At 41.4% G+C, this 25,222-nt stretch carries 17 protein-coding genes; 9 read left to right on the top strand and 8 right to left on the bottom strand.

Annotation, left to right across the window (positions count from 1 at the left end; genetic code table 11):
* Window positions 1-2: 2 nt before the first annotated feature.
* From istA to AB3G38_RS02460, 4 genes are all read right to left on the bottom strand, one after another.
* Window positions 3-1,547 (bottom strand): IS21 family transposase, encoded by a 1,545-nt coding sequence (istA, locus tag AB3G38_RS02475; RefSeq protein ID WP_367866920.1) that lies wholly within the window; start codon window positions 1,545-1,547, stop codon window positions 3-5.
* A gap of 400 nt (window positions 1,548-1,947) precedes the next feature.
* Entirely contained in the window at window positions 1,948-3,216 is a 1,269-nt protein-coding gene (locus AB3G38_RS02470) for a hypothetical protein (protein WP_367866919.1), read from the bottom strand.
* Between the two features lie 108 nt (window positions 3,217-3,324).
* The gene (locus tag AB3G38_RS02465) at window positions 3,325-4,176 is read right to left on the bottom strand and encodes a hypothetical protein (RefSeq protein ID WP_367866918.1); all 852 of its coding nucleotides are present in this window, start codon (window positions 4,174-4,176) and stop codon (window positions 3,325-3,327) included.
* Window positions 4,177-4,185: 9 nt separating this feature from the next.
* Window positions 4,186-5,103, bottom strand: a complete 918-nt coding sequence (locus tag AB3G38_RS02460; RefSeq protein WP_367866917.1) for a hypothetical protein — start codon at window positions 5,101-5,103, stop codon at window positions 4,186-4,188.
* 313 nt (window positions 5,104-5,416) lie between these two features.
* Between AB3G38_RS02460 and AB3G38_RS02455 the strand changes: the two genes are divergently transcribed.
* The 4 genes from AB3G38_RS02455 to AB3G38_RS02440 all read left to right on the top strand — a co-directional run bounded on the left by AB3G38_RS02455 (window position 5,417) and on the right by AB3G38_RS02440 (window position 8,316).
* Window positions 5,417-6,028 carry a hypothetical protein gene (locus AB3G38_RS02455; RefSeq protein WP_367866916.1) on the top strand — a complete coding sequence of 204 codons (612 nt, stop codon included), beginning with the start codon at window positions 5,417-5,419 and terminating at the stop codon, window positions 6,026-6,028.
* 10 nt (window positions 6,029-6,038) lie between these two features.
* Window positions 6,039-6,950: a DUF6615 family protein gene (locus AB3G38_RS02450; protein WP_367866915.1), complete on the top strand. Its 912-nt coding sequence runs from the start codon at window positions 6,039-6,041 to the stop codon at window positions 6,948-6,950.
* A 182-nt stretch (window positions 6,951-7,132) separates the two neighbouring features.
* Window positions 7,133-7,780 carry a transposase family protein gene (locus tag AB3G38_RS02445; protein ID WP_367866914.1) on the top strand — a complete coding sequence of 216 codons (648 nt, stop codon included), beginning with the start codon at window positions 7,133-7,135 and terminating at the stop codon, window positions 7,778-7,780.
* Window positions 7,781-8,007: 227 nt separating this feature from the next.
* A complete protein-coding gene (locus tag AB3G38_RS02440; protein WP_367866913.1) occupies window positions 8,008-8,316 on the top strand; it encodes a hypothetical protein in 309 nt (102 codons plus the stop codon).
* Between the two features lie 48 nt (window positions 8,317-8,364).
* On the opposite strand, the gene AB3G38_RS02435 is transcribed toward AB3G38_RS02440, so the two are convergent.
* From AB3G38_RS02435 to AB3G38_RS02420, 4 genes are all read right to left on the bottom strand, one after another.
* Entirely contained in the window at window positions 8,365-9,948 is a 1,584-nt protein-coding gene (locus AB3G38_RS02435) for an MAC/perforin domain-containing protein (protein WP_367866912.1), read from the bottom strand.
* 822 nt (window positions 9,949-10,770) lie between these two features.
* Window positions 10,771-11,253: a fibronectin type III domain-containing protein gene (locus tag AB3G38_RS02430; RefSeq protein WP_367866911.1), complete on the bottom strand. Its 483-nt coding sequence runs from the start codon at window positions 11,251-11,253 to the stop codon at window positions 10,771-10,773.
* Between the two features lie 1,181 nt (window positions 11,254-12,434).
* Complete coding sequence (locus AB3G38_RS02425) at window positions 12,435-13,175, bottom strand: hypothetical protein (RefSeq protein WP_367866910.1); 741 nt, start codon at window positions 13,173-13,175, stop codon at window positions 12,435-12,437.
* Complete coding sequence (locus AB3G38_RS02420) at window positions 13,132-19,647, bottom strand: hypothetical protein (RefSeq protein WP_367866909.1); 6,516 nt, start codon at window positions 19,645-19,647, stop codon at window positions 13,132-13,134. The genes AB3G38_RS02425 and AB3G38_RS02420 overlap by 44 nt, the downstream gene beginning before the upstream one ends.
* 404 nt (window positions 19,648-20,051) lie before the next feature.
* On the opposite strand from AB3G38_RS02420, the gene AB3G38_RS02415 reads away from it, so the two are divergent.
* From AB3G38_RS02415 to AB3G38_RS02395, 5 genes are all read left to right on the top strand, one after another.
* A complete protein-coding gene (locus AB3G38_RS02415) occupies window positions 20,052-20,957 on the top strand; it encodes a DUF4145 domain-containing protein (RefSeq protein WP_367866908.1) in 906 nt (301 codons plus the stop codon).
* Window positions 20,958-20,972: 15 nt separating this feature from the next.
* The gene (locus tag AB3G38_RS02410) at window positions 20,973-22,469 is read left to right on the top strand and encodes a hypothetical protein (RefSeq protein WP_367866907.1); all 1,497 of its coding nucleotides are present in this window, start codon (window positions 20,973-20,975) and stop codon (window positions 22,467-22,469) included.
* A gap of 12 nt (window positions 22,470-22,481) precedes the next feature.
* Window positions 22,482-23,546, top strand: coding sequence for an HNH endonuclease (locus AB3G38_RS02405; protein ID WP_367866906.1), 1,065 nt, complete (start codon window positions 22,482-22,484; stop codon window positions 23,544-23,546).
* Window positions 23,543-23,944 carry a hypothetical protein gene (locus tag AB3G38_RS02400; RefSeq protein WP_367866905.1) on the top strand — a complete coding sequence of 134 codons (402 nt, stop codon included), beginning with the start codon at window positions 23,543-23,545 and terminating at the stop codon, window positions 23,942-23,944. The genes AB3G38_RS02405 and AB3G38_RS02400 overlap by 4 nt, the downstream gene beginning before the upstream one ends.
* Before the next feature lie 463 nt (window positions 23,945-24,407).
* A complete protein-coding gene (locus tag AB3G38_RS02395) occupies window positions 24,408-25,211 on the top strand; it encodes an SDR family oxidoreductase (protein ID WP_367866904.1) in 804 nt (267 codons plus the stop codon).
* Window positions 25,212-25,222: the final 11 nt, after the last annotated feature.

The following is a 25,222-nucleotide window of genomic DNA, read 5'->3' as shown; positions in this document are numbered from 1 at the left end:
TTTTAGAATTTGATAGTTGATTGTGAATAATATTCTTTGCCCCGAATGTTCGGGTGCTCTGGAAGCGACTGTTCCTGTTTTGGCTTATCCTGATGATCGACCATATTGTTTTTGAGGATGCGTTCGACAAAGCGGTAGGAAAGGTTGCGTACATCCATTGCCAGTTCGCAAGCAGCTGCAAATCCGCTGGGACTTGCGGTTTTCTGCAATCTTAACAAGCCATCACATGTACGGTAAAGTTGTTCAGGATGTGTATTCTGTTCAAATACCATCTGGAACAAAAGATACATTTCCGGAGATCTCTCCTTTGCCCGGGCAATATAATAATCTGGACTCCTCTGCAGGTAGTGTTGGTGATGTGAGCTTAAGTGATCTTTCTGTGTGGAGTAACCTGCCGGGTTCACATTCCGCACATGAACGGCAATCTGCTTACCCCTTGCATAGATCTTGACCATGCTCCTGGTATAAATCACCTGAACCTTAAGCCCTACGTATGCAAAGGGAACGCTATAATAGTGTTTGTCCTTCCCAAGGTAGATATGGTTATTGTGCGCCACTTTGGGCTCTGAATAATACTTGACCTCAAAGCCATCGGCCGGCAGCGGTTTGAGCAGGCTTTTTTCCGCTGCAAGAAATCGCTCTTCCCTGCAATAGGGCTTTTGCTGCATCCTGGTCTGGTTATGCGCCTTTACTTTTTCCCTGATAGCCAGGTTAAGGGACTCGATATCAAAGAACTGACGGTTTCTGAGTCTGGCATACACACGATTGTATACCAACTTAACCTGATTCTCTACCAGTGCCTTATCTTTTGGCTTTCTTGATCTTGTGGGGATAACTGTGATTCCATAATGGTTTGCAAAGTCCTCCAGTGCCCGGTTAATCTCTGGCTCAAATCTATTAGACTTGATCACCGCGGATTTGAGATTGTCCGGTACCAAGACTGCCGGAGCACCTCCAAGTTCCCTAAGACAGCATTCCAGTGCATGGAGAAAATCATCCACTCTCTGGCTTTTAACGGCCATTACAAAACAATAATCAGAGAATGGAAGCGATGCAACAAATATCTGGCAGGCCACCACTTCACCAGTCTCTCTGTTTATGTAATGCATTTGCTTGCCTGCAAAGTCAACAAAGAGCTTATCTGCAGCCAGATGCTCTAAGCGCATGCCCGGACGCCTGGCAACTAATTGCTGGCGAAGGTGGAAGCAGAACTGGGGGTAGCTGTAGGCGGGCTTGCAGCCAGCCTCATACTCTTCATAAAGAAGAAGCCGCGTCATGCCTACGGATTCAAGCTCCTTGGCATAATAGGTCAGGTTGTTCCGAAGATATTCAAACCGCGGATCCTTATAGGCTGGACTACCAACATGGAATTTCCCCATTAACAATGGGTCTTCCATTTCCAGAAGTTCTGCTACCGGGATTTCACCAGCCGCTAGTTTGGAAATATATGCTTTTACGGTGTTCTTGCTTATCCCTAGATTACGCGCAATACTTTTGATGGAATCGCCCTGTTTGTGAAGACGTAATAATTGTTTGATCTGACTCATAGCTTTCGATTTTCCGGCCATCAACACGCTGCTTTAGGTAAATATTATTTACCTAAGTAAGCCAAATCAAATTAAAGAAGGGGGTCAACATGCTCCATTATAACCTGCTTTAACACAGATCAAGAGGGGTCAATATGCTCCATTACAAAATCTTTAATAACCCGGGGTGGGGTCAGTATCCGCCGGAATGTCAGTAAAAGCTTAAAGTACTTTTAATGTAAACCGAAATTAGAACCATTACTGGGGGGTCAACATGCACCAGAATATCCACCTGCTGTTATATGTCCTGATTTTGGCCGATTCAGGTTATCTCGGCTATTATTTTAACTTCTATAATTATAGGTTCCAAAAAAGTTGCACGGAAGATTTATATCGTACAATGAAATGATCGGTTTTTATTTTACTCAGCACTATGTTTTGGTTGAATGCGATTGATTTGGTTGATGTAATTGGTGCAGGAGGCATCCATCTTCTCCCGCCAATGCTCAAACGAACTATGTGTTACATAGGCAATGCAATTAAAGTCTCCGACCTGAAGATCCTTTTTTCTCAATTTCATCCTTTTGGCTTTTTGATGAGAAGCGATATAATCATATATGGATTGTAGGGTTTCCTCATAGCTCTGCTCATCGGTGGCGAAAAGGTAGGTAGCCCTTCCATGGAGTGTACTTTCCCAAACCAAAAATAAAACTTCCTCTCTCACAATGGTGAAAACAAAAGTTTCTTCTGTTACGATTGAGTGTCCATTCGTGATGACCTCATAAGCTGGCGCAAGCTTGTAGCGCAAGTCACTATGTTGGGAAAGGTAGGTTATACACTCGATTTGGCCAGCTGCACTTTTTGCGACTTCAGTTAGAAAATTTGATGGTAAGTTTTCGATAAGGTCTAAGATGGATTTAACTTGTACCGTTTTATCCTTCTCGAAATGTTCTATAAATTCATTCCGAACTTTTAAAATGGTCACGATGTTTTTGAGCTGATCAAGATTTTCAATCTCTTTAATTTCATTGCCAGCCAGCAATACTGATAAAGGCTTAAGGTTGAGACCCAACAAATATTTTTTCAAAAATTTGAAAGATTTTCGAGATTCTGCTATCGGATATGGCTTGGAATAATTGACATCGAACTTTAAGGTAATTGTATAATCATTGAATACAACATCATTCCATGGAATTTCCAGCCGTTGGCTGATCGGAGTCGGCGCTAGGTAAGGTATACGAAAAGGACGTGATACCGCTGGCGGGGTGATAGCTGCCCTTTTATTTAGATCAACCTTGATCTTCTTCTGAAGCTCCGTTAATAGAAACTGCTTTTGTTCCTTTTGCTTTTCACTGACAATCAAGTCCTGAAAGTAATATTCGAAATATTTATAGGTTTTAGGATCGAACTTTTTAATGAGTTCAATAAAGTCTAAAATTTTAAGGCGTTGCTGATGCACTTCATTTACAGGAAATATGCGATTAGTGCGGATATGATTAAAAAGCGCATCTGAAGTAATTCTCAATTGCTCCGCAGCGCGGATGAGCGTCGGTTGTAATTGCTTACTGTAAGCCTTCCACTGTTTTTTAACTTGCGGCGAAGGTATGGGTAAAGGAAATTCATCTTTCGCCTGGGAAAGCTGCTCCTGCCAACTTATTTTCTTGGCGTCTACTCGCTTTTTATCACTCATAATTTATTTCAGTAATAGCTAAGATAAAAATATCCTCGTTCATTCTGACATCTTAACAAAGAGTCAATTATATAAGCAGCGAAGGATCAGTTGGATCATTCCCCTTTTCTATTTAAGTCGATATCTAAATTCTTCAGTCATGGCATCCTGTTCAAATACCAATTCATTAAGAAAGTCCATGGCTTTGAAATATCCTTCCAGGCACAGCTCCATTTGCTGGTGTAAAAATGGTAGCAAGTCCTGACGCTTCGCATCCAGCACCTCCATTTCACTAATTGCTGTGGTATCAGCATCTAAAAAGTTCCTGAAGAACTGATTTTCAAAGCCTTCAGTATGTACAAACACTTTCCGCTGTTTGTTGATCAGCGGATAGGTCTGGTCTGCAAAGTTATTTATCCATTGAAAATTTAATGACGAGGTCAAATGTGGCTGCGTATTATTGATGTGATTAATGACGGTATGAAAATACGTCACCCCTTTTGTTTTTAGCAACAGTTCTGGAAAAAAAGCCGTTATATAGTCCATCAACCGCTGCCAGAATTTATATAAGGTTTCAAAAGCTACAGGAATCTCTCTGTTGTACCTGCTGTCAAGGTAGGTGGGCTCGTGGTAAAACTGATCCTTTCCATTAAACTGATAATAAGAATCTTGTAATTTCACTACGTAAGGAGCGTAAAGATATAAAGTTCCCAGGCGGTATTTGAGATCAGCCGTCGTCCCAATAAGTTCGTTCTCGGCATGCATGAAATTATTGTCCGCTTTGTTGAGTGTAAGTATTTGTTCCAGTCTTGTGTATAGGCCAGAGCGAACCATATCTTGTTCGGCATCATTGGCCGGGCTGAGCACATTTCTGCCTTTGTAGGTGTAGTCTTCATCAGCAAGACATCTCAGGTCATATTCCATATAAATTTCCCGTAGCAGGGTGTTGTATTCCTCAATTATTTCAATTCGTGCTTTCATATTTTGTTTTTAATTTTCCGGACCGCATTTTTTCTTCGCTAGGTGCGGATACAACGCTTGTATTCGTTTCCTTTTCTCTTCAGTATCTGCCTTGTCCAACATCCGTTGATAAATGTTTGATTTTAAGTAATGTGTTTCAGTGCCCATGTAAAAATAGTCCGTAATAAAATCCACAGACAATTCCAGTAAATGGATCATTTCAGTTAAAGCTGCTGGTTCGAATAAGATAATAGTGTCATCAAGCGGATTATCGTCGTATTTGATAAATTGCTCTTTGAAATCGCCCGGAATATTGCTTACATGTTCCACTACTTTGTAAAGTGGATCAAGTACCAATATCTGAAAGAGAGAATCGTCGTGCTTGTTGGTAACCATAGATTCTACTGTATTTTTGTAAATTACTTGAAGCTTATGCCCATGGAAAGCTGGAATGCCAGATAGTGAAAGATAAGCCTTACAAAAGACCTCAATATAAAAGGTCATGTTATGAAATATGGCGGGCGACAGTTCGCCCAGGTGTTCAAAATTATAAGAATCGATGTCATATACATTCTCATCTTCAACCACTTCAATCGCTTTTTTGATTAGCAGTGAAATCACTGTATACTGATTTAAACAGGAATTTACGGCGCGGTTTGTAGTAGCCTTTCTCCTTGCGATCAAACCGTGGGTGCTAATCCATACATGCCCGAAGTCACTCTCGGCTATATGCAGTCTCCGGCTTGCATCGTAATGATAGTACTTTGCAGTAAAATCGTCGTAACTGATGTTGACTGATTCAAGTAAAGAGATAAAGAATTCCCGTTCAGCAAATTTGAATAGGTAAGCAAATGCTTCTCGTGTTGCAATCCGATCAATTAATTCTTTCAAATCAGTTTCATTCGAAACCAGCATAAATTTCTCACCTTTTTCAGTTATAGACTCCATATCAGATAAAATTTATTGTTAGCCGGATCGCTAACTGAAACAAAGTAAAACTAATACTGCGCAACCTATTTGCGCAATACGTTAAAATATCTGAATTTAATTGCTAATTATATTTAAGCTAAAGCGAAAATATTTTCTGAATGAAATTTAACGAGGTGTAGGAATAACTGAAATTTCGACGTGGATATATTTTTGGGATATTTTAAGCCGTATAATTGTTTCATATTTTATATTTCAAACAATAAGTGCATTTCGGAAATTTAGTAAATAGAGATGCCCCATACTCTTATGTTGATATCTAGATCATTAAGAAATGAATTTTAATACGAACTGCGCTTTTAAAGAAGAACCACATCCTTTTGATGTATATATTACCAAAAAATGCCGATTTCTAATTCTTGGTACTTTTCCGGCAAAGCCAAAGGACAGAAGATTTACTTTTTTCTATCCAAGTGGGAGAAACCGGTTTTGGGAAGTAATGTCTATAGTATCAGGTATAACTATTAATTCATTTACCGATCCCTTAGCTAGACATGAAAGAGAAATAATACTTGATAAACTAAATGTAGGTCTTGCGGATATGGGGAGTCGCGTGCTCAGACAAGCAGATAGTTCAATGGACATCAACATTTTTCCAATTGAATTTCAGGATATCTTTAGAATTTTAGAAAAACATCCTGGGATCACTCATCTTATTTTGACAAGTAAAGGTAAAGGCAATAGTGCTTATGATTGGTTCAAAAGCTATTGTAAATTGAATAGGATGAATTTTACTTTAGAAAAAGGAGCATATCCAATGCAAAAAGATCTTATATTAGTAGATAACAGGAAAGTCAAAGTTGTCCTACTGCCCTCTACATCTAACATATGCCGATATTCCACCCCTGAACTTGTTCAGTTCTATAGAGATCTCTTAACACCTTAATTATTAATTTATGAGCATTGAACATTATCTGCCCTCCAAGAAAGTTCTTGATAACTGTAGTTTATTTAAAGCTGTAGCTATTGATACATGGGAAAGGATTGAATTTTCCCGCAAAACACCTGGTCTTAGGATAATGGAAACTACCATTACGCAAAATATAGTTTATGAACTAAGATTATTGAAAGACCGATTTATGCATACTGGTTATAGTCTTTTTGAATCAAGGAATGAAAAAGCAAATGGACACGACATATTATTGCGAATCATACATAATAATCATAAAGTATATACCTACGCTCTCCAAGCTAAGATCATTTACCACAACCTAGGCGACCATAAAAAAGGAACTCATTTAGATGATGGTACCTATCCACAACTCAAGCATATGGTAGCAAAAGGTAAGGTAAACGAGAAAGCTCAAGTAGATGTACTACTCGAATATGCAAGAGACGAAGGATATATACCAATGTATCTTCTATATAACTACATTAAAAGGAAATACCGTGGGATAGACCGCAATAGCGGATGCACAGTGATTGGAGCCCAATTCATAAAAGATAAATATTTCAACAATACAACCAAGGATTTAAGTGACAAGGTTAAGTTTAGTAACCTACATCCTCACTTAGCTTTTCCGCTTTCAAAATTGATCTGCACAATGGCAGGCGAAGACGACAAAACGATCCTAGAAGCAGTGGGTTTACCACCCGATTATAGTTTAACATTAGGTGATCCATATTATCTTAGAACAGATAAGGAATGGTTTGATATCGAAGATTCAGGTAAGATCATGGAATTGATTCTTCCTGAGCCAAAATTGAATATAGCTTCCAGTATAAATAACGTAATAGATGTTTCATCTGAAGGGTTCAATCCAAAATTTATGATTCTTGTTGATCAGCAAGGCAATTCTTTTGGTTAAATTCACTGTATTGAAGGATATTTATAATAAGTAAAAAAATATCCGAATGGATGATATTTAATCTCAGCCATTTATGAATTTCGTTTGTTTCCAATATCTGGATATTCTGGACGATGCTGGTTCTTACCCATTTTTGGTGGATAATTTAATAATCTTTAAATTAGCATTATAAATTACTGATTATGAGTACTGAAAAATTAATTTTCTCTACTTCAGAAAAGTTTAAAGTGGTTTCAGTAGATAGGATTGCAGATCTTGCTAATATTTATGTGAAAAGTGTACAGAAAAAATGTTTTTGTCCTAACTGTCTTGAACCTAGCTATGGTGTTCACAGTTACTATACCCGCAAGATAAAAGATTTACCCGCATTTGGGAATCGTATAATTATTTATTTAAGAGCCCGTAAATTTTATTGTAGAGAACCAGAATGCCCCGTCAAGGTATTTACAGAAAGGTTTACTGATCATTTTGAATCCTTCAAACGGTTTACCAAACGTGCCGAAAAGCTACTGTTAACGACAGTGGTTGAAACAGGGGCAAAACCTTCCGAGCGGTTATCGATAAAAATGTCAATACCAGTCAGTGATACAACGTTACTGCGATGGTTGAAGATACAGGCAATACCCATATTAAAAGTTCCTATTGCGTTGGGATTAGACGACTGGGCCTTAAAAAAATGCGATCGGTACGGAACCGTTCTTATAAATCTTGAGAATAGAAGAATTATTGATTTGCTTCCTGACAGAGAATCCAGTACGGTAGAGAAATGGCTCCAGGAGAATCCAGGTGTAGAAATCATTAGTAGAGACCGATATGGTAAATATCGGTAGGGAGCGACGAAAGGTGCCCCATTGGCCGAATAAGTTGTTGACCGATGGCATTTACTTAAAAATTTGGGCGAAGCACTTCGCAAGTTGCTAGAGCAAGAATATCAAGTACTTAAATCAATAAGAAATCAGGAAATAAATTCGGTCACCATTGATCCAAAGAAATTACCAATGCGCAATATGGATCTGGAGAGTGGTGCTTCAGACCGACAAAGGAAAAGTCTAAGCAGGTGAAAAAACTGCATGCTGAAGGTGCATCTATTAAATCTATAGCCAGAAAATTTAAGATGTACAGAACGACAATTCGAAAATATATTGCAGCACAAAGCTTACCCCGCCATCATTATAATCTTCCCACCCAGCTTGAAAAATCTTTGCCTTACATTGTTGAAAGACTCATGGAAGAAGCTAAACTTTTACTTCGTAATTTATTGAATCAGCTAAAAGAACTGGGATATACTGGGGCCTATAGCCTCTGTCTGCTTCTAAAAGTGTTAAGAGCAAGTAGCCAGATTTTTATCTCTGGCTACTTACGGTAATAATGTTATGAAGTATTTTTAAATAATATATTTCAGGATCATATCAATTTATAAACCTATTATAGTGTAACTCTGAAGTTGTACAAATGAAAAGTTCGTTGTTGGCATCGCATTGACCCAAGCGCGTATGCCGTACGTATCTAATACATAATCATCGTGGATAGAAAATGCATATTTCTTTCCACCTCCGGAGTATAAAAGATAAGTTGTATTTGTCTTATCATGATGAAATTTACGCATTGTATTCTCCTCTATTCCAGTCAAAGAAAACACTGGTATACCATCAGAATCAGGTATAAAATAATCCCCGCCTGCATAGTAAGTTAAGTCGAAGAAGGGCTTCTTCCTGGCGACATATGAATTATAAAGCTCAGATGGAAAATCGAATCGGGTTTGAAGCATGTCACTTGGAGTGATGTTGATAAACTCACCAAATCTGGTAAATAGAAACATTGAATATACTGTACCAGCTCCACCACCAGGAGGGTATGTAGGTCTTATCCATATCAGCGGCTCTACAAGTTTTGTTTGATATTTTAAAGTTTCAGGATTTTTAAGATATAGATAAATTGATTTCTTGAAATTTTCTTCCATTACAAAATCGCTGATAGGATTTAAACCACCTTCGTTTATTCCAATCAAATTATACTTCGAGTGGTCATTTAGTGACATCACCCAATCACCTAAATTGATATTAATATCTTCAATTCTTTTAGGAACGGTGAATGCTCCTAATCCTTTAGTTCCACCGATTGTCTGAATTGACAACCTCAATTGCGTAATGTTATGTTGCTCACCCGTGGATCCTCCACTTCCATTTGCAAAACCAAAGTCGCCACCAACCTTTCCATCAACACCTTTTTTTATGTTAAATCCAAAAGAGCCGTTAATAGATCCATCCATTCCTTTCTCTTTAGTCTCGTTTGTTGTAGTTTTATTATCAGTTCCCGTGTACATTGCAGTTGCTTTCCCACCTGTATAATATCTTGCAAGTACAAAAGCTCCGTAGTTACGAACGAATTCACCTCTTGAGCTGTTATTAACTTCACTAAGGAAGTCTGGACTCAGATAATTCTCCATGATAGTTCTTTGTGCATTTTCTGAGGACAATAGCGAATAAGATGAACCTTTTACTTCAACATTCAATTCTCCAAAAACTGCATTGGTTTCATTAACTACTGATGATGTAAATATAGTTGTCCATTTGTTTTTTGCTCCAAAACTAAAAAGCCCCAGATTAACACTGAACCCACCTGATATTGTTTTATTTGAGTTAGTTTTGTGCTCATACCTATCAAAGGAAGCGAAAGATGAACTTGTCGCTGTAACAACATCCAGGTTTAAGGGGGTGTAATAATCCGGATGTTCTTGTAACAATCGTTCAATATCTATTACCTTAAAACTTACGTTTATCGGATCTACTATAATACTTCCGTCTCCACGATAAGATCTGCCCAAGTAATATTCTGGCTGTAAAGGTTGTGGAATTGAAAGAGGAGTAGTCAATGCTGATCTACCGGAACTTAATTCTTTAGAGCTCAGGATAATCTTTCCGGTGCCAGTACGCTCAGATACCACCTCCATGTCTTTCATAAATTCAGGAATTGAACTAGAATGGTTCTCTGGTTTCATAATGTCCTTGCTACACGAAGAGAATGCAAGAAGAGCAATGATTATAGATTTGTTTGAAATTTTCATTTTAAGAGTGTTTTTTAGTTAAAAAAGTTGATCAGTATTATTGTTGTTTTTATTTCATTTATTTATATAAATTATAAGCTATAAAATAGTGCATGAACTCCATCTATTTAATTTTTTTACATATTGATGTGTCTTACGTAGACATATTATTAAATAATATATCTACTTAAGACACATATGTTAATTTAAGTGTAAATGTAACTTAAATATATGTACGTTTTTTTTTATTTATTATCAATATGACATTTAGCAATACGATGGTAGAGCCCATTTGAAGACACACCTTTTCATATCCAAAATATAAGGCGTTCAGTCGCGGATAAAAATGCTCTTCAAGATAGCTTTCTTCGATTGCCATATTACCTTGTTGAAGAATAATAACTTTTCACAATATCAAAAGTATAGGCAAGTTTGATCCCAAATGCGGTAATCTTTTTAGACCTGTACACTCCGTCTTCACTTGTATTGATTGATGTCTGCACTTCTGAATTGACTGTATATTGCAGGCCATTACCTCTATATTTTTCAATAAAAGATTCCTTAGGCTGCCTTAACGAAAAAAATTCGGATGTTGCAAGTATTGAAAAGAACCCGGTTCGATAACCTATTGCAAGGCCGAGATCTACCGGAGAGCTTTGGGTAGTATTGATTGTCGAAAGTTCAACGGGATTGAAGAAAAATCCGAAGGTTATTCCTCTCGGGTAGTGATCATAGACTACTTTAGTTTCTGTATCGCTTATTTTTTAATGCTTCTTCTTATATCAGACACAAATGGTGTGTAAGGATTCCTAGACTTAGATTGGTACGCAATTTATCTGCCTTTTCGATAAGGACGTTATTGGTGGATTTATCGATAGCTACATCCTGATAAACGGTGTTAGCAATCAACGATGGCCCGCCTCCAACAATGAAAATGATACGCTTTGACCATCCATAGTTGTCATCTGAACCAACATTATTGGCGATTGGTGTGACGCTGTTAGAGACTGCTGAAGTCGAGCCTTGTCCACTATCGTTGCTTGCCGTAACTGTAAAGCTATAGGCTTTGCCGTTAGTAAGACCGGTTATTACAACCGGAGAGGAAGTTCCCCATGCAGAAATTCTAACCGGCGAGGATATGACTGTGTATCCCGTAATTTCAGAGCCGCCGATGGTGGTTGGCTTTGTAAAAGTTACTGAGACGCTGACGTTTCCAGCAGTTGCAACACCGATTAATGGAGCACCCGGCGCTTGTGACAAGGCTATTTTAGAGCAGAATAATACTGTCGCGAAAATTAATATTTTTTTTTCACAATGTTTGTTGGTTTTGAAATTGTTTATTGTTTCCGCTACAAAGATTTGCTAGTACTTCCGGAAACAAGGAAAGTAAAATACATGGCAATGCCACTGCCCGTGTATGAACTCGGAAGCAACCATATATAGAGAGCCGTATCCTTCATATATTTTTGATTTAGATGCAATGTGCAATTCAAATCTAAATCAGGAAATATTTTTTCCTTTCAGTGCAAACGGAGCAATTACTACAGGCAAGGACGCATGAGTGAAATTTACCGAATATCAGGGTTATCCTGGATCATTCGGAATTCAAAATGTGATGGATCTGTCTATTTTTCAAGAACTAATTAGTCTGTATATCAACCACCTCTTCTGTTCATTTGAGGAAGGATCAGATTTAGGTACTCAACTAATCTTATTGTTTAATTTAATAATTAATCAATATATTTAATTAAATTTGATTCATTTTGGTTATTGTAAATATTTTAAATTCTGTATACTTATATCTAGCAATTGCAGCTAAAAACGTATAAATAAATGGTGAGCGATTCAGACTAGGTTCGAATCCTCGCGGGATTATTATTATTCTAAGCTAGAATATTTTTAATCCACTAAAAAAGCTTAAAAGTGGTATCAGGGGTTCGACTGTAGCACCCCCACACCCTGATCAATTTTGATCGTTTCTTTTTTTTATGCTCATATTTAATTGTTTTTCAACACTTTATACTTGAATTGGCGGAACAAACATAGTGTTCGAGTTTTTTTAGAATATTAGTTTACTGATAGCAATGACAACCAAGAATCAGAATATAAGTGTTCGAGTCATCCCTTATGTTCTGATTCTTGGTTGTCAACATATAGTTTTTGTATGTCTTGGCTATAGGATAAAGGAAATTCAATATCTTTTCAGCTTTTTCTTTGTTTACACAAATGTCACTTCTTCCCAGCAATTTTATAGTTTGATAAATGGAGACTTTTCTGATTGAGAAACAGCCAGTTTTTTTATAGAGAAATTGGTTCTGACACAAACCCTAAAGTGATCACAAGTTAAAGTATCGAAATGTTAGAGTTTATGCTTGAAGGTTTTAATAAATGTTCATAATAGTCCTAAAGCTACACTTACGCAAGGTTTCGAAATTGAAAAATCAGTCCAGAAAATCATTGAACTGATTTTCCCAGTCATCACTATCGTCGGCTAGCTCACGTCCTTTCAGCACAGATTGTTTCAGTGCTTCAAACTGTTCCTGCTGCTGTTTCAATAACTTTTCTATCCGACCCAGCACCTTGTCTTTCTTTTCCACTTTCCTGGGCTTGTCCTTTTTGTCGGCACTGGTATAATGGATTTTAATGGGATTTTCATCCCGTTTGAGGATCTCATCTATATAGTTCAGAACCTCTCTTTCTTCATCAGACAGCAGGTTGGGAAACTTCTCCCATTCCTTTTCTTTGGCCAATGCATCTTGCCCAATACTTGCAAATATGGTGAGCGCAAAAATGTTCTCCGAAGAATTCCGCATGGTTTCAGCGAAATTTCCCCAGGGACCGTTTTCCTGGTACTCCCGGCTGCGCTTCCAATAGTCCATCTCCGGATCTTTCCGCCTGAGAGACCTGATCACTTCAACAGCTGAGGACAGGCCGTTTAGAGGCTTGGTTCCCCTTGGAAAATCATTGCGATTCTGCCAAAGGGTAAGGATCATATCAAAAGCCTCTTTGTTCAGCTTCGTTTTCTTTGTCTGGTTCTGTTCTTTTTCGGCAGATACGATCAGGTCGGAAAGGTAATGGGCCATCCAGTTTAAGGTGAGGTCCCTCTTGTCATGCGCAGAAAATTCACTAATCAGTTTCTTACCAAGGTCTATAGTCTCCTGAGAGTATTTCAATTCTTCCATTTGCTTTGAATAAATAAATTTTAGTGTAGGCAGGATAGTACTTATGGTCCCGTCTTTCCACGCTGCGCTTCATCTCCACCTTGATAATCAGGTCTTTTCCCTGATCATTCAGAAAAGCTTTCAGCTGCTTCCTTTTGATACAAAGGGAAACCCCACAGCTTGAGAAATCGCTGTAGCTTTCCTTTTCGTTGACCGTAGACCAGCTCGAAAATTCGGAGATCCGGTTTTTCTCTGTCTGCTGCCCCTTGTAGCTATAAGTAAAATCATCCGAAAAACTGCAACCGCTCCACTTCTGGAATGCCGTTCCAGGGCGTATCCTTATTTTAGAGACATTCTTGAAAAGGGGATCGTTGTCATCTATGCACTTGCCCTCTACCTCAGTCTTTTCCTCATATAGCCAGCCCCCCACGTTAAACCTAGGAAATCTTTCCTTGAGTGCACGGGTCTCATAGCCTCCATAATCGTGATCGCTTTCCAGGGAAATATAGTTATCGTTTGCAGATCTGGCCTGGAAAGACCTCAACAAGGCGGGCGCTGTCTGGGGATCCACAAGACCAGAGCGCAGGCTCAGGGTTTCGCTGTCCTTTCCGATATGGACAGTGGCCCCAAGGTAGACTACAACAGTATCCTCCGTATCCAACCCCAGTAGGCTATCGAAATCTTCTTGTACGATTTCCCATTCCCAGTCGGGATTCCCCTCTTGATGGTGTACCCAGTATTTTTTGATCAGCGGAGTGGGCTGGTTGAAATCAGAGAGCCAGAAATCTTTCCAGCAGGTGGCCCATCCTTCCAGCCATTCCTCCCAGGTTTCCCTCCAGCTGTCCTCCAGCACAACCAGCTGTTTGGTCTGCAAAAGCGTATAGGCCGCACAGAACATGGCATGGTACTCGTAATAACTACTCAGGTTTTCTATTTGGGGCTCGGAACCATGACGGTTGTCAGTTTGCGTATAGTCCGAGTCATGGATATAGTCATCCTTTCTTGTATCCCCAACATAGCCCCAATGTTCGCTGATGAACCTATCGGCAGTGGCAGCCACCGAATAACTTCCCACCTTAAAAATCCTTCCAAGCGGCTCATACCAGTACGGCAGGGTGTCCATCGTATCAAAAGAAAACTTTAGCTCTGTCCGTTCCGGATCTTCGGAATATTCGGTCTGCTCGAAATTAATGATCTCAAATGGCGAAGAAAGCGCTCTGTCTATTTCCGCTATCTCCTCAGCGGTAAATGCTGTAGCCTCATTTTTAATAATGGCTTTTGCCGCGAGCTGGGCAAAGTATTTGATCTGGGCATGTGGAAGCTTCTGGTCCCTTAACTCAGCCAGCAGATACCGTGCAAGCGGAAGCATCACCTGCGGGCTTTCCTGGCAGATACGCGCGATGGCCACCCATAAGAACAGTTTGGCGGAAATCCAATAGAAGAAATTCTGCTGATCCTGAAACGGATGACATTCATGGTCATTTTGCCGCTCCAGCAGCGCCTTAATCACATCGGTATTTCCCAACCTTGCCATACGGCGAAGTATATGAGCAGTGATCCAGCGCACCCGCTTTTTGGGATGTCCCAGATGGTAGCGTAGGAATGCAGCGACCACATCGGCGGAACTACCTGAGCGCAATATGTCAGAGGTTGCTGTCTCCGCATAATCCTCGGGAACGCGCGTCGACCACCGGCCCAGGATCCAGCCGAGAACCTCTGGCCGCTCTTGCGCTTCTACTAATGGATAGACAATGGTCAGCATCTGATAGAGCACTTTGGATGAAAACCCATCCAGTTTTTCTGGTATCATTTTGATCAGTCCCAGTGCAAAGCTCTGCTCGTCGATTTCCAGGATCTTCGACAGGCGCTGCAATGAACTGTAGCTGATGTAATCCTCTGAAAAGAAAATATTGAACCAGCTTTGAACAATTTTGTCAAATGCACCTTTTTTCCAGTTCATGACCTGTGGATCGTTCTTCCACTTCTCAAGCAATACTTTCAGGCCATCTTCGAAATCATTGTAACATACACCTAAACTGTCCACTTCAACCAAGGCTTCAAGGTAGGTGATATAATCCTCTTGCTTTGCAATTTGGGCAATCTGGGTGAAAAGCTGTTCAATATTTACGTAGGCATGCTGTTCACCTCCCCTGATTTCTTCAATGACTTCCCTCAGGGTATCTGGCCCGAGGTTCGCGTGTTTCTTTATCACCGCAGCATACAGCAGGTACTCCTTTTTGGAATATTCTTGGTTTTCAGCGTGCTCTTGATCCGGCGTTTTTAGGATGATGGCTTCTAGGGCCACAATATATTGCTCCAGATCACGGACAATCGCACTGTCTGTAAATTTCCCGTCCTTGATTATATCCAGGAATCCCCTCAAAAAGGTGGTGTTCTTCATTCCCGGGCGGTGGAGCTTCATGTCTTTAATGATCTGCTTTAATGCTTCATTTTTCAGTTTATGGTCCTTCAGCCTATCGATCTTTTCTAGGAGCAACTTGTGGTAGCTTTCCAGTCCATCGTAATAATACCTGTTCATGGCCAGCATGGCGGTAGCGATGTCCGCGGGAATAAAGTCCTGTTGTAGCGCCGAGGAAATCAGTTCCATATAGTGCCGGTCAGTCGACCGGACATACCTGTGGTCCCATTGGCATACCACGGCAAATGCCGTACGGATGTCCAGCTGCGCTAGTGATGGGACCACCACGTGCCAGGGGAAGCCGTCCCAGCTCCGCATCCGCTGAGCACAGTATTCGGCATACCTAAAAAACTGGATGGCAAGTTTAGGATTGTCCAATGGCTGGATCAGTTCGGTCAGTTCATTAACACTCCTGATCTGGTCGAAGGCTTCGAAATCGATCTCGGTCGAGGCCTGCACCATCTTGTCGAAATAGTATTTTCCCTTTTCAAGAGAACAGCGGCTGCCGGTAATGGCCGCCCTGGTATAGTCATCTATGATCTCCTTGCCGGAAAGGTTCGCCGAATCGATAATTCCCTCGGTGTGAGACAGGATAGCGACCACAGTATTTCGCAAACGTTCCTTCCTGCCGAGCTTTTCGCAGATCGACAGTAGCAGATCGATTTCCCGCAGTTCACCCTGGAGGATACGGTTCCTGATCGAATTGATCAGCCCATCCCCTTTCTGGTGAAAAGCGATATCCAACAGTTTCAGAATGATGAACTTCTGGAGCCCGGGGGTCTCGTGGCGCTGGTAGTGTTTGAGCTCCCAATCATTGTCAAAATTTGAGAGCAGACTCCCGAAATTTTCGAGCTGCGCCTTTAACGGCTGCTTTTTCAAAAAATAGTTCCCCCTGATCGAGTAGGCGGGGAGCAGATGTCCATAGATACGTTCGAACCTTTTTACCTGGTCCTCTACCTGTGATCGGACCTTATGGTCCGGACTCGCATTTTTTTCCTGGAGGCTCTTCGGATAAAAATCCTTAGTGGTAAAGGAGCTGCCTTCGAAGAGGTGCAAGATCACCCCCTTTCTGAGAAGCACGTCCAGGTGTTCCATCTCAGAGCGCGATGTGGAATAGAAGCTCGGGGTATGACTCGGGACCTGCACAGCGATCAGGTTCAGCACCGGTCTGACCTCTGCATAGGAAATACCCGCTGCAAGGCTTGCCTCACAGCAGACGATTAAAGAAGTCAGCAGTTCATCCTCCTTTTTTACGATCCTTGAAAGCGGCAGCACGTCTGCCAATATCTTTTTCAGGTTAAGCGGGACCTTCAGAGCGTTTGTAAAATAGACCTCAACGATCATTAGCCTGAAATCTATACGCAACTGGTCGCCGTTTTTCTTAAACCAGCGATCGACCTGCGCAGTATTGCCGAGGGCAAAAAGGTTGTTCAACAGGATATGGACGACATCATAAATGGCCTGTCTGGGCTTCCACCTGCCGAGCCATTCGATGGCCTTTTCCGCTCCGTGGAGGTGCAGCACTGCCTCGGCACCAAAAGCAAGATCATTTGCCGTCAATTTATAATCTTTTAGTTCTTCTTCGTCCAATTTGTTACGATAGTCCAACCATTCGCGGGCCTTGCTCAGGTGCTGTTTGGCCAGGTCCCAGGTCTCTTTCTGCCTGGCATATACCGCCGCATTGCGATAGTGTACCTTGCCGAACCATCCGGGGTTCCCCGACTGGAAGTAGATCTTCTGGTTGGTCTGCAGGTTACCATATTTTGCAGCAAGGTCCGGCTTGTCTAAAAGAATTTCCTCCAGGACACTATTAGTCTTCGCTGCCTCTGCCGCTACGATCTGCAGCTTTATAAAATCCTGCGGATCAAACTCAGCGCTGGACATGCGCATAGCGGTCTTCGTCCGTTCGATGAATACTTCCTTATTTTTGACCGGATCCAAGGGATATGCAAGATATTTTTTCTCTATAACAATATCCCTAAGTTCACCGTAATTGCCTGATTTGCTCAGAAAATTTGAGAGATGCGTACTGCAATATTCGTCTGACTCCGCGCCTTCTAACAGTTTAGAGGCAATCTGCTCAAAATCCTGTTGCGCGAGCTTATAGGTCTTTCTCAGAAAGGTTTCAAAGTCCTCGTCACGGAAGGTAAATTCACGGCCATTTTCCAGAATCTCCCGCCATAGGTCGATCCTAATGTCGCCGATTCCTTCCTCGCTCAGCTGGGCAGCCTTAGTGATAAAGTCCATAGGGACGGGTCGGGGCATAGCAATCAGGTTCTTCAGAAAAGCCGTTACCTCTTTCTTAGAGGCCTTTCGTTCAGCCTCCCTTACCCGTAGCCTGAAGATCTGCTCCAGTGTCTTCCCGTTTGGCTTAAGTGGCAGCAGTTTAGCACTCAAGGTTTTTCCGGGAAGCTCCAGCGCGTATGCCATTACCCGTGGAGTCGCATGGGTAAGCTTTCTGAATTCGGAAACCTGGTTCTCGGTTACTTCTGTATAATACCCCTCCAGAAAAACTCTGGTCTCCGGCTGGGAAAAAGGCTTGATTGGGATGACTATAGCCTCCTGGGGCAGTTGCAGTGTTTTTACCCGTTCGGTCCTTGACGATACGATGATTTTGCAGCCCTCTGGAAATTGCATTTCTATCAGATCTCTGACAAAGGTTTTGCCCTGATAAAGTTCCGATGCCGTAACGCTGTTGTCGGCAGCATCTAGGATAATGGCAACGATCGCTTCTGGATTGATCGAGCGGACGATTGAAAGCGCCGAGATCATCCTTTCCTTTAACTGTTTAAGATAGAACTCGTCAGGTTTGTCGACACTTAGCAGTAGGCTTGAACCAGATTTAAGGGAAAGTTCGTTGGAGATCTGAAGGATCCCCGCCTCATGCTTGTGCCTGCGATCTTCAGGATCCAGATAGCTACCTCCACCATAACAGTCGAAAACTACCGAAACTGAACTAGCAGGAAGTATCCCAGGTATCATATTGACCAATGTAGACTTTCCGATGCCAGCACCGCCATGTAGACAGATGATCTGATTCTCCTGCTTGAGCAACTGCTCGCTGATGGAAGAAAGCTGCTCCCTAGGTACCAGTTTTTCGGGCGCGGCGATCTTATTGTTCACTGGAAATATCGCAGATATGTCGGGCAAACCGAAAGCAAGAACTACGTCAGATAGCACTATAGTGCTGATCTTCTTCTGTTCCGGCATCATCTTGCCCCAGATTAGTTTGTGTAGGTAGGTATATTCCAGTGAGGTCTTGAAAGCAGTCCATTTTGAAATTGCAGAGACGATCTGCTGTTCCAGCTGGAAACGCGAAGCCTGGTTGCAGTCGGAAAAATCAAGGACAGCAATAAAATCTATAAACTGATTTACCGAAAGCTTAGAGGCATTAAAAAGCCTGGAAAGATCCTTTTGCTGCGCTTGGCTAAGCTTGGCATTAAGGTCATTAATATCGACACTTTTTAGAGATCGCTGGTTGATGACCGATTTACAAGTTTCTACAACTCCCAGAAGTTTTCTAGCTGCAGGGCGGTTGCTGACCAATTTTATAGTAAGCTTGTTCAGCACCGAAGATCTGTCTACCTGGTCAGATAGTTTCCTGTAGAATAGGGCTAATCTGTCTATAATCGAACCCTCTGTTCCGCCTTTGCTGCTGGTACATATCCTCGATGCGGTCCAGTCCTTGTCCGGTGTTCGCGTACTGTATTTGAGTTGGGAGACGACAACCTTGCTGGAATCCAGGATACCTGAACCGCCATAATATTCGGTCAGGTCTACACCCAGATTCATTCCTCCCCCGGTATCTAGGTAGGAGCTATCGGAGATAGAGAGGTTCTCTACCGAAATTGCCTTTAAGGCATTCGGCTCAAAGTTAATCAGCTTCAGGCACTTTTGAATGGACCAAAGTATGTGAAAATCATCGCCCGCACTTGATTCTGCGGCATCTGGGGTATCGTCCTGGAGCATCGGTTTATCTGGTTTATTCTGTTTGGTAAATTTATTGATAAAAAAATGGAATCCTATAAAGCAAAGGTTCAAAAAATCATGCAATCTGATACCTGAAAATAACATCAATGCGAGCTTTTAGATAGCATCTGGGTAATACTCATAATTTAGCGATCAGTTGCATTCATGTCACCCCCTACAGTATTTGCATCTACCAAATTCCCTTGGTGCTCATAAGAAAGTCTCGGTTTGGTTTTGAAAACTTCCGGTTTTTTTATTGGCATAAGGATTCGTTGCAGAAGATATAACGGACAGCAATGTTCCTCGCGACCGGCCATATAAACACATCGGATAAAAAACCGGTTCTATAATAGAAAGTTATCAAAATCGAACTATCCTGCAGATAAAAAAATGTTATAGATTACCCGGGCGAATTTTTGGCTCCAATGCTGAACGCATATTAGACAACCCTAAACAAAAAAGCACACTACTAATAACTCAAAAATCGGTTATTTTGATTAATTTTCGCGATGGATCAGACCTACGAAAAATATTTCTGCCAGGCATGTAGAGGCGAACGGAAGCACATTGTCCTCTTTGAGAAAAAAACAAAAGGCTCAGAGGATGAATATAACTTCCAATGGATTAACCGTTTCCGAGTTATCGAATGCGCGGGTTGTGAGAATATTTCCTTCCTTAAGATGTACGGGGATAACTTCATGATGAGAGAAGATCCCGATGGAGGCATGGAGTACTATGAGGATGCGGAGGTCTATCCACCTTATTTATATCAGGGCGAGGAGCTCAGCGGCATACACCAAGTTCCTGAAAACATCAAGAGCATCTATAAAGAGACCATCAACGCACTCAAAGTCGGTTCCTTGCTGCTAACGGCCGCGGGCTTTCGTGCTTTGATCGAGGCCACGTGCAACCACCTGAAGATCAAACATACCAATCTTGCAGAACGTATAGACCTGTTGCACAGCAATGGCTACCTTACCAAGGCAGAATCCCGTAGGCTGCATTCGATCAGGTTTCTAGGAAATAGTGCACTTCACGAAATCCAGACGCCGAAGGCAGATCAACTGGTGATCCTTTTGAGCATTGTCAACCACCTGTTGAGCAATTTGTTCATTAGTGATAAACTGCTGAAGAGCAAACTAGATATTCCCTTGGATAACTATGAGGATTTCACCAATGTGATCAAGCGATCTGTACGAAAAGATATGATCGGAACTGAGGTAGAATTGGACGATCTGCTGGGCAAGGCAAAGCGTTTGATGTCCAACAAAGACTATAAATCCTTTACGGCTTCATTTACCGAAGAAGCCGTAAAGGGAGCCTTCGATTTCCTTGAGCTAAGCGAGGCGGGTAGCGCCAGGTTTAAGGTTTTGAAGGAGTCCAAGGTGTTCAGCACCTTCGATATCGGTCTTTAGTTCCGTGAGGGAAATTTGAAAGACAAAATTAAACAGCTGATGAGGATTTACCTAGATACCAATATTATCACAAAGCTTGACGACCACACCGAACTGAAAAAGGTAATCGACGCATATGGTGAATACCTGAATATTGTCTATTCCGAGGCCCACATCGATGATCTCATAAGAAGCAACAACCGGGAAAAGACGATAGCCGACTTGGAAAAGATCCGCGAGATCACCCATAAACAGTGCATCGCCAAATACCCCAAGCAGCAGCATGTCACCTATGAGATCAGGGATCCAGTGGAGTTCTACCAGACTACCTTGGATAACAGTTTTAGCGCCGAAAGCCTTGAAGGCCTCGACGATGTATTTGCGGGTATCGATTTTACAGCTCTGGGAATGGAGGATCCTGTTGAAAAACTCAACTCAGCAATCGCGGCCTTCAAGCGGACCGTCCTGGACAACCTGGCTACACCGGAATATGATTATTCATCGCTGTTCAAACAATCCAACGACCAGCCCACAATGAAGTCGCTGATCACGGACATGCTTAATCTGGTCAATGGCTCCTCAGAGGCAAAGGCTTTCTACAGGCACGCTAGGACAATGATGGATGAACATGTAGAGCAGCGCAAGGAACTGAGCAATCAGAACGACCCCATTGCACATTTGAACAGTATATTGCCCGGCTCTGTGATGGGTCACACTTTCAAAGAATTCAATGCGATGGCCATGGAAATTGGCAAAAACCACTTCATTGATCAGGGCGAAAAGGAATATTTCGTAACCAGTTACTCCAACCTTGATCTGATGGGATTCAGGTCTGACAGCAAGATGTCTGCGCAGAACATCAATACAGATGCGACACATGCTTATTTTGCCGGACACTGTGAGATTTTCGTCACGCAGGACCAGAAACTGAGTGCAAAGTCAGTGGCGATATACCGTGAGTTTGGAACTCATACACTAATCATGGACGTAGCGCAAGCAAGTCGCTTTATACCCGAAATGATCCCATTTACCAATACCGCAGATGATCTGATAGCTGAAATCGGTAGGCATGGCCAGGCCCAAGTATCCCAATATCATTCAGAGGTGGAAACAAGGGTTACAAGTATCGTCAGGTTTCTTGATGAATTTTTTCTGGGCTTTTTTGACGTGTATCTTCACCAAATTGATCCCCAGGATGGCTTTATCTCAGTTTATTATAAGGACATGCCTACATTTAACCTGTGGTACTACAGCCGCGAATACGAGATGTTGACCAACAAACTGTTCGCTGTATTGGGGCCGGACAACTTTGGCAATGGAAAATTCGAAAGCTGGGCAAACGAATTTCAGGGAGAGCAGCAACACTGGCGCGGCAGACATTGGGGCAGTAAATGCGGCATAAGCCTCAAGCAGACCGAAAAATTCGGTATCAGCCTGTTTATTACCGGCAGACTGGAAGCTAAAAAACCGGATTCTACTGATCCCGCAACCCAACACAGCGATGCCCAATTAAAGGTGGATTCAAATTGTTAGAAAGTATACGTTATGATGAAAATTGTTTCCAATTTTAACGAACAGACCGGAATGGTAGATATAAATTTTGTGGTAAATCTTCCCGAGAAGTTCCGCAAACAGCATGAGGATTTCTTTTCGATATATGAAGTCACCGATTTCCAGCCCAACCAGTTGCAGGATAGATTGCTCAAGCCAAAGCACGAGCGAACCTGCCGGTTCTGCACCAAGAGCTTTCCAGAGGTCACATTCAAGAAAAAGGCGCATATTATTCCCGAACTTCTTGGAAAGAGTTCCTTTGTTTCGGATTTTGAATGCGACGTCTGCAACTTGCTTTTTTCGACCTATGAAACCGATCTAGCCTCCTTCATCGGGGCGCCAAGATCTCTCTCCTCCAAGAAAGGGAAGAACGGAAATCCGACCTACAAATCTGCGTACGGAAACCTGGAGATCAGGCACCGTGAGGATCCAGAAACTGGCAGTAAGAAGGACCTTACCTCGTCCAATTTCGAGGAGGACATCGAGATTAATCTTGATGACAAAAAAATGACCATCAATGCAGACCGGCCGCCCTATACGCCATTAAGGGTATTCAAGTCGCTGGCAAAAATAGCACTCACTTTGTTCAATGAAGAAGAATTTGCAGAATACGCCGATCTGAATCTCATGCTCCAACAAACCGATGAACAGCAAAATAAACTGTCTGGCAATCCATTGTGTAGGGCGATGATCTATGTCAATCCCGGCCCGGAATTCCCCAGTCCCTTGGCGCTGATGGTCAGGAAAAAGAAAAGTTCGGAAACATTCCCCACACATTCAATGCTGCTCTATTTCCATAATTACATTTACCAGATCTTTTTACCATTTTGCAAACAAGACCTGTGGATGTACGACGGCAAGACAAATATTACCTTACACTCCGCGCCACCGATGGTAGACAAGGCCTTTACAAATAAATATGGACTTCCCGAATTGCATAACGTGGAACTCTCATCGGCCGAGCGTATTAAGAATCAGAAACACACCATCGTTATGAGCTTCAACAATATCCTAAAGATGGAGGGTAATGAAAATGATGTTACAAAAAGCGAAGAATGAGACCCGAACATCCAATCATCAGTCTCTATGACAGGCTGATCTCCACTTTCGAGAATACCTGCGAGGCAGCCAATCGCCGATTGTCGTCCTATAACGAGACGCAGCTCAGCCGTTATGTCAGGATCGAAACAGAAGGTTTTCGCACCCCCTATTCCGACCACCAGAGAAACGAAGTCGTGCCGAACAGGCGTTTTCTGTCTTTTTGTTGGTGCATCGTTTATATCATAATAGAAGTTGCTGGAAAAAAAATGCAAAAAGCGATCAGGATTAGTGAAAATTATAGCATCTTGGACAGCTCGGATCCCGAATTGAGCGAACTTGATCATCTCTTCGATTTTGCGATGAGTTTAAAAAATAGTTGCGTTATTCGGGGAGTTCGAATTTCAAAGCCATTCTAAAATATTGCAAACTTTGATTTTTGCACTGGGTGCAAATCCCAGCGGGATCATTATTAATAAATTTAGACAATTTTTAATACACTAAAAAAGCTTAAAAGTGGTATCAGGGGTTCGACTGTAGCACCCCACACCCCGCTTAAAGAGACGTACAGCTTTGTACGTCTCTTTTTTTATTGAACTCAACTCATTGAATACGAATTATTTACTTGTTTATTTTTAAGCATCAAAAACGGTTCGATATTTTTTTTAATACATATTATAGCTTTATCTTTTATTAAAAAGTGCTCAAATTCATCAGAAATGGCTATTTTGGGTTCGACACTCCCTCAAGGTATCGTAATTCTCAAGTAGCTGAATCTTTGATATTAAAAATCAGAGAAATGTATAAGTGTTTCCGTGAAATCATCAAATGCCTCACAATTATTTGAAGGAAATTTGTACCAGAAATATTAAATCATTTATTATGAAAAAGACAGTATTGATAACAGGGGCATCATCAGGATTTGGAAAAGCGTCCGCAAAATTGTTTCAAAACCAGGGCTGGAATGTCATCGCTGCTATGCGTTCTCCTGAAAAGGAAGACGAATTAAAGGATAGTGAAAATCTACATTTGGTAAAACTGGATGTTACAGATTTGGAAAGTATTAAAAAATCAGTTGAACAAGGACTAGAAAAGTTCGGTAAGATTGACGTTCTCATCAACAGTGCAGGTTACGGTTTGATAGGCGTTTTCGAATCGTCGGACGAAGCTCAGATTCAAAAACAATTTGAAGTCAATGTTTTCGGCTTGATGAATATGACTAAAGCCATTTTACCGGCGATGAGAAAACAAAAAAAAGGAGTTATCATCAATATTTCATCTTTTGGAGGTGTGACAGCCAGTCCTTTTACAAGTTTATACAACAGTTCGAAATTTGCCGTCGAAGGTTTTTCTGAAGCATTATATTTTGAATTGTCATCTTTTGGAATTTCCGTAAAAATTGTAGAACCCGGAAGCGTTGCGACCAATTTCAGAAACGGAATGGAAATGATTCAGAATACGATCGAAGATTACAATCAAGAATTGGCGACTTTCATTCCAAAGTTTACAAAACGTACGGAACATTTAGCAAATGCTACAACCGAAGAAGTTTCAGATACTATTTTTGAGGCAGCAACAGATGGTCAATCCAAATTGAGATACAGTATTGGGGATGATGCAAAGTTCTATATCGATTTGAAAAATCAAAATTCTGAAGAAGATTTTTTAAGAGGTATGCAGGAATAATCGCTGCAGAA

Source organism: Pedobacter sp. WC2423 (assembly GCF_040822065.1).
GTDB lineage: Bacteria > Bacteroidota > Bacteroidia > Sphingobacteriales > Sphingobacteriaceae > Pedobacter.
The sequence above is the reverse complement of the archived record's forward strand: the minus strand, read 5'-3'. Positions and strand labels throughout refer to the sequence as shown.

What these genes read in the sequence shown, in the direction of transcription:
- AB3G38_RS02425 (WP_367866910.1), bottom strand. Translation starts at nt 13,175, where the DNA reads ATGGAAGAATTGAAATACTCTCAGGAGACTATAGACCTTGGTAAGAAA.
- AB3G38_RS02395 (WP_367866904.1), top strand. Translation starts at nt 24,408, where the DNA reads ATGAAAAAGACAGTATTGATAACAGGGGCATCATCAGGATTTGGAAAA.
- AB3G38_RS02465 (WP_367866918.1), bottom strand. Translation starts at nt 4,176, where the DNA reads ATGAAAGCACGAATTGAAATAATTGAGGAATACAACACCCTGCTACGG.
- AB3G38_RS02435 (WP_367866912.1), bottom strand. Translation starts at nt 9,948, where the DNA reads ATGAAACCAGAGAACCATTCTAGTTCAATTCCTGAATTTATGAAAGAC.
- AB3G38_RS02415 (WP_367866908.1), top strand. Translation starts at nt 20,052, where the DNA reads ATGGATCAGACCTACGAAAAATATTTCTGCCAGGCATGTAGAGGCGAA.
- AB3G38_RS02455 (WP_367866916.1), top strand. Translation starts at nt 5,417, where the DNA reads ATGAATTTTAATACGAACTGCGCTTTTAAAGAAGAACCACATCCTTTT.
- AB3G38_RS02450 (WP_367866915.1), top strand. Translation starts at nt 6,039, where the DNA reads ATGAGCATTGAACATTATCTGCCCTCCAAGAAAGTTCTTGATAACTGT.
- istA (WP_367866920.1), bottom strand. Translation starts at nt 1,547, where the DNA reads ATGAGTCAGATCAAACAATTATTACGTCTTCACAAACAGGGCGATTCC.
- AB3G38_RS02420 (WP_367866909.1), bottom strand. Translation starts at nt 19,647, where the DNA reads ATGTTATTTTCAGGTATCAGATTGCATGATTTTTTGAACCTTTGCTTT.
- AB3G38_RS02400 (WP_367866905.1), top strand. Translation starts at nt 23,543, where the DNA reads ATGAGACCCGAACATCCAATCATCAGTCTCTATGACAGGCTGATCTCC.
- AB3G38_RS02470 (WP_367866919.1), bottom strand. Translation starts at nt 3,216, where the DNA reads ATGAGTGATAAAAAGCGAGTAGACGCCAAGAAAATAAGTTGGCAGGAG.
- AB3G38_RS02445 (WP_367866914.1), top strand. Translation starts at nt 7,133, where the DNA reads ATGAGTACTGAAAAATTAATTTTCTCTACTTCAGAAAAGTTTAAAGTG.
- AB3G38_RS02460 (WP_367866917.1), bottom strand. Translation starts at nt 5,103, where the DNA reads ATGGAGTCTATAACTGAAAAAGGTGAGAAATTTATGCTGGTTTCGAAT.
- AB3G38_RS02405 (WP_367866906.1), top strand. Translation starts at nt 22,482, where the DNA reads ATGATGAAAATTGTTTCCAATTTTAACGAACAGACCGGAATGGTAGAT.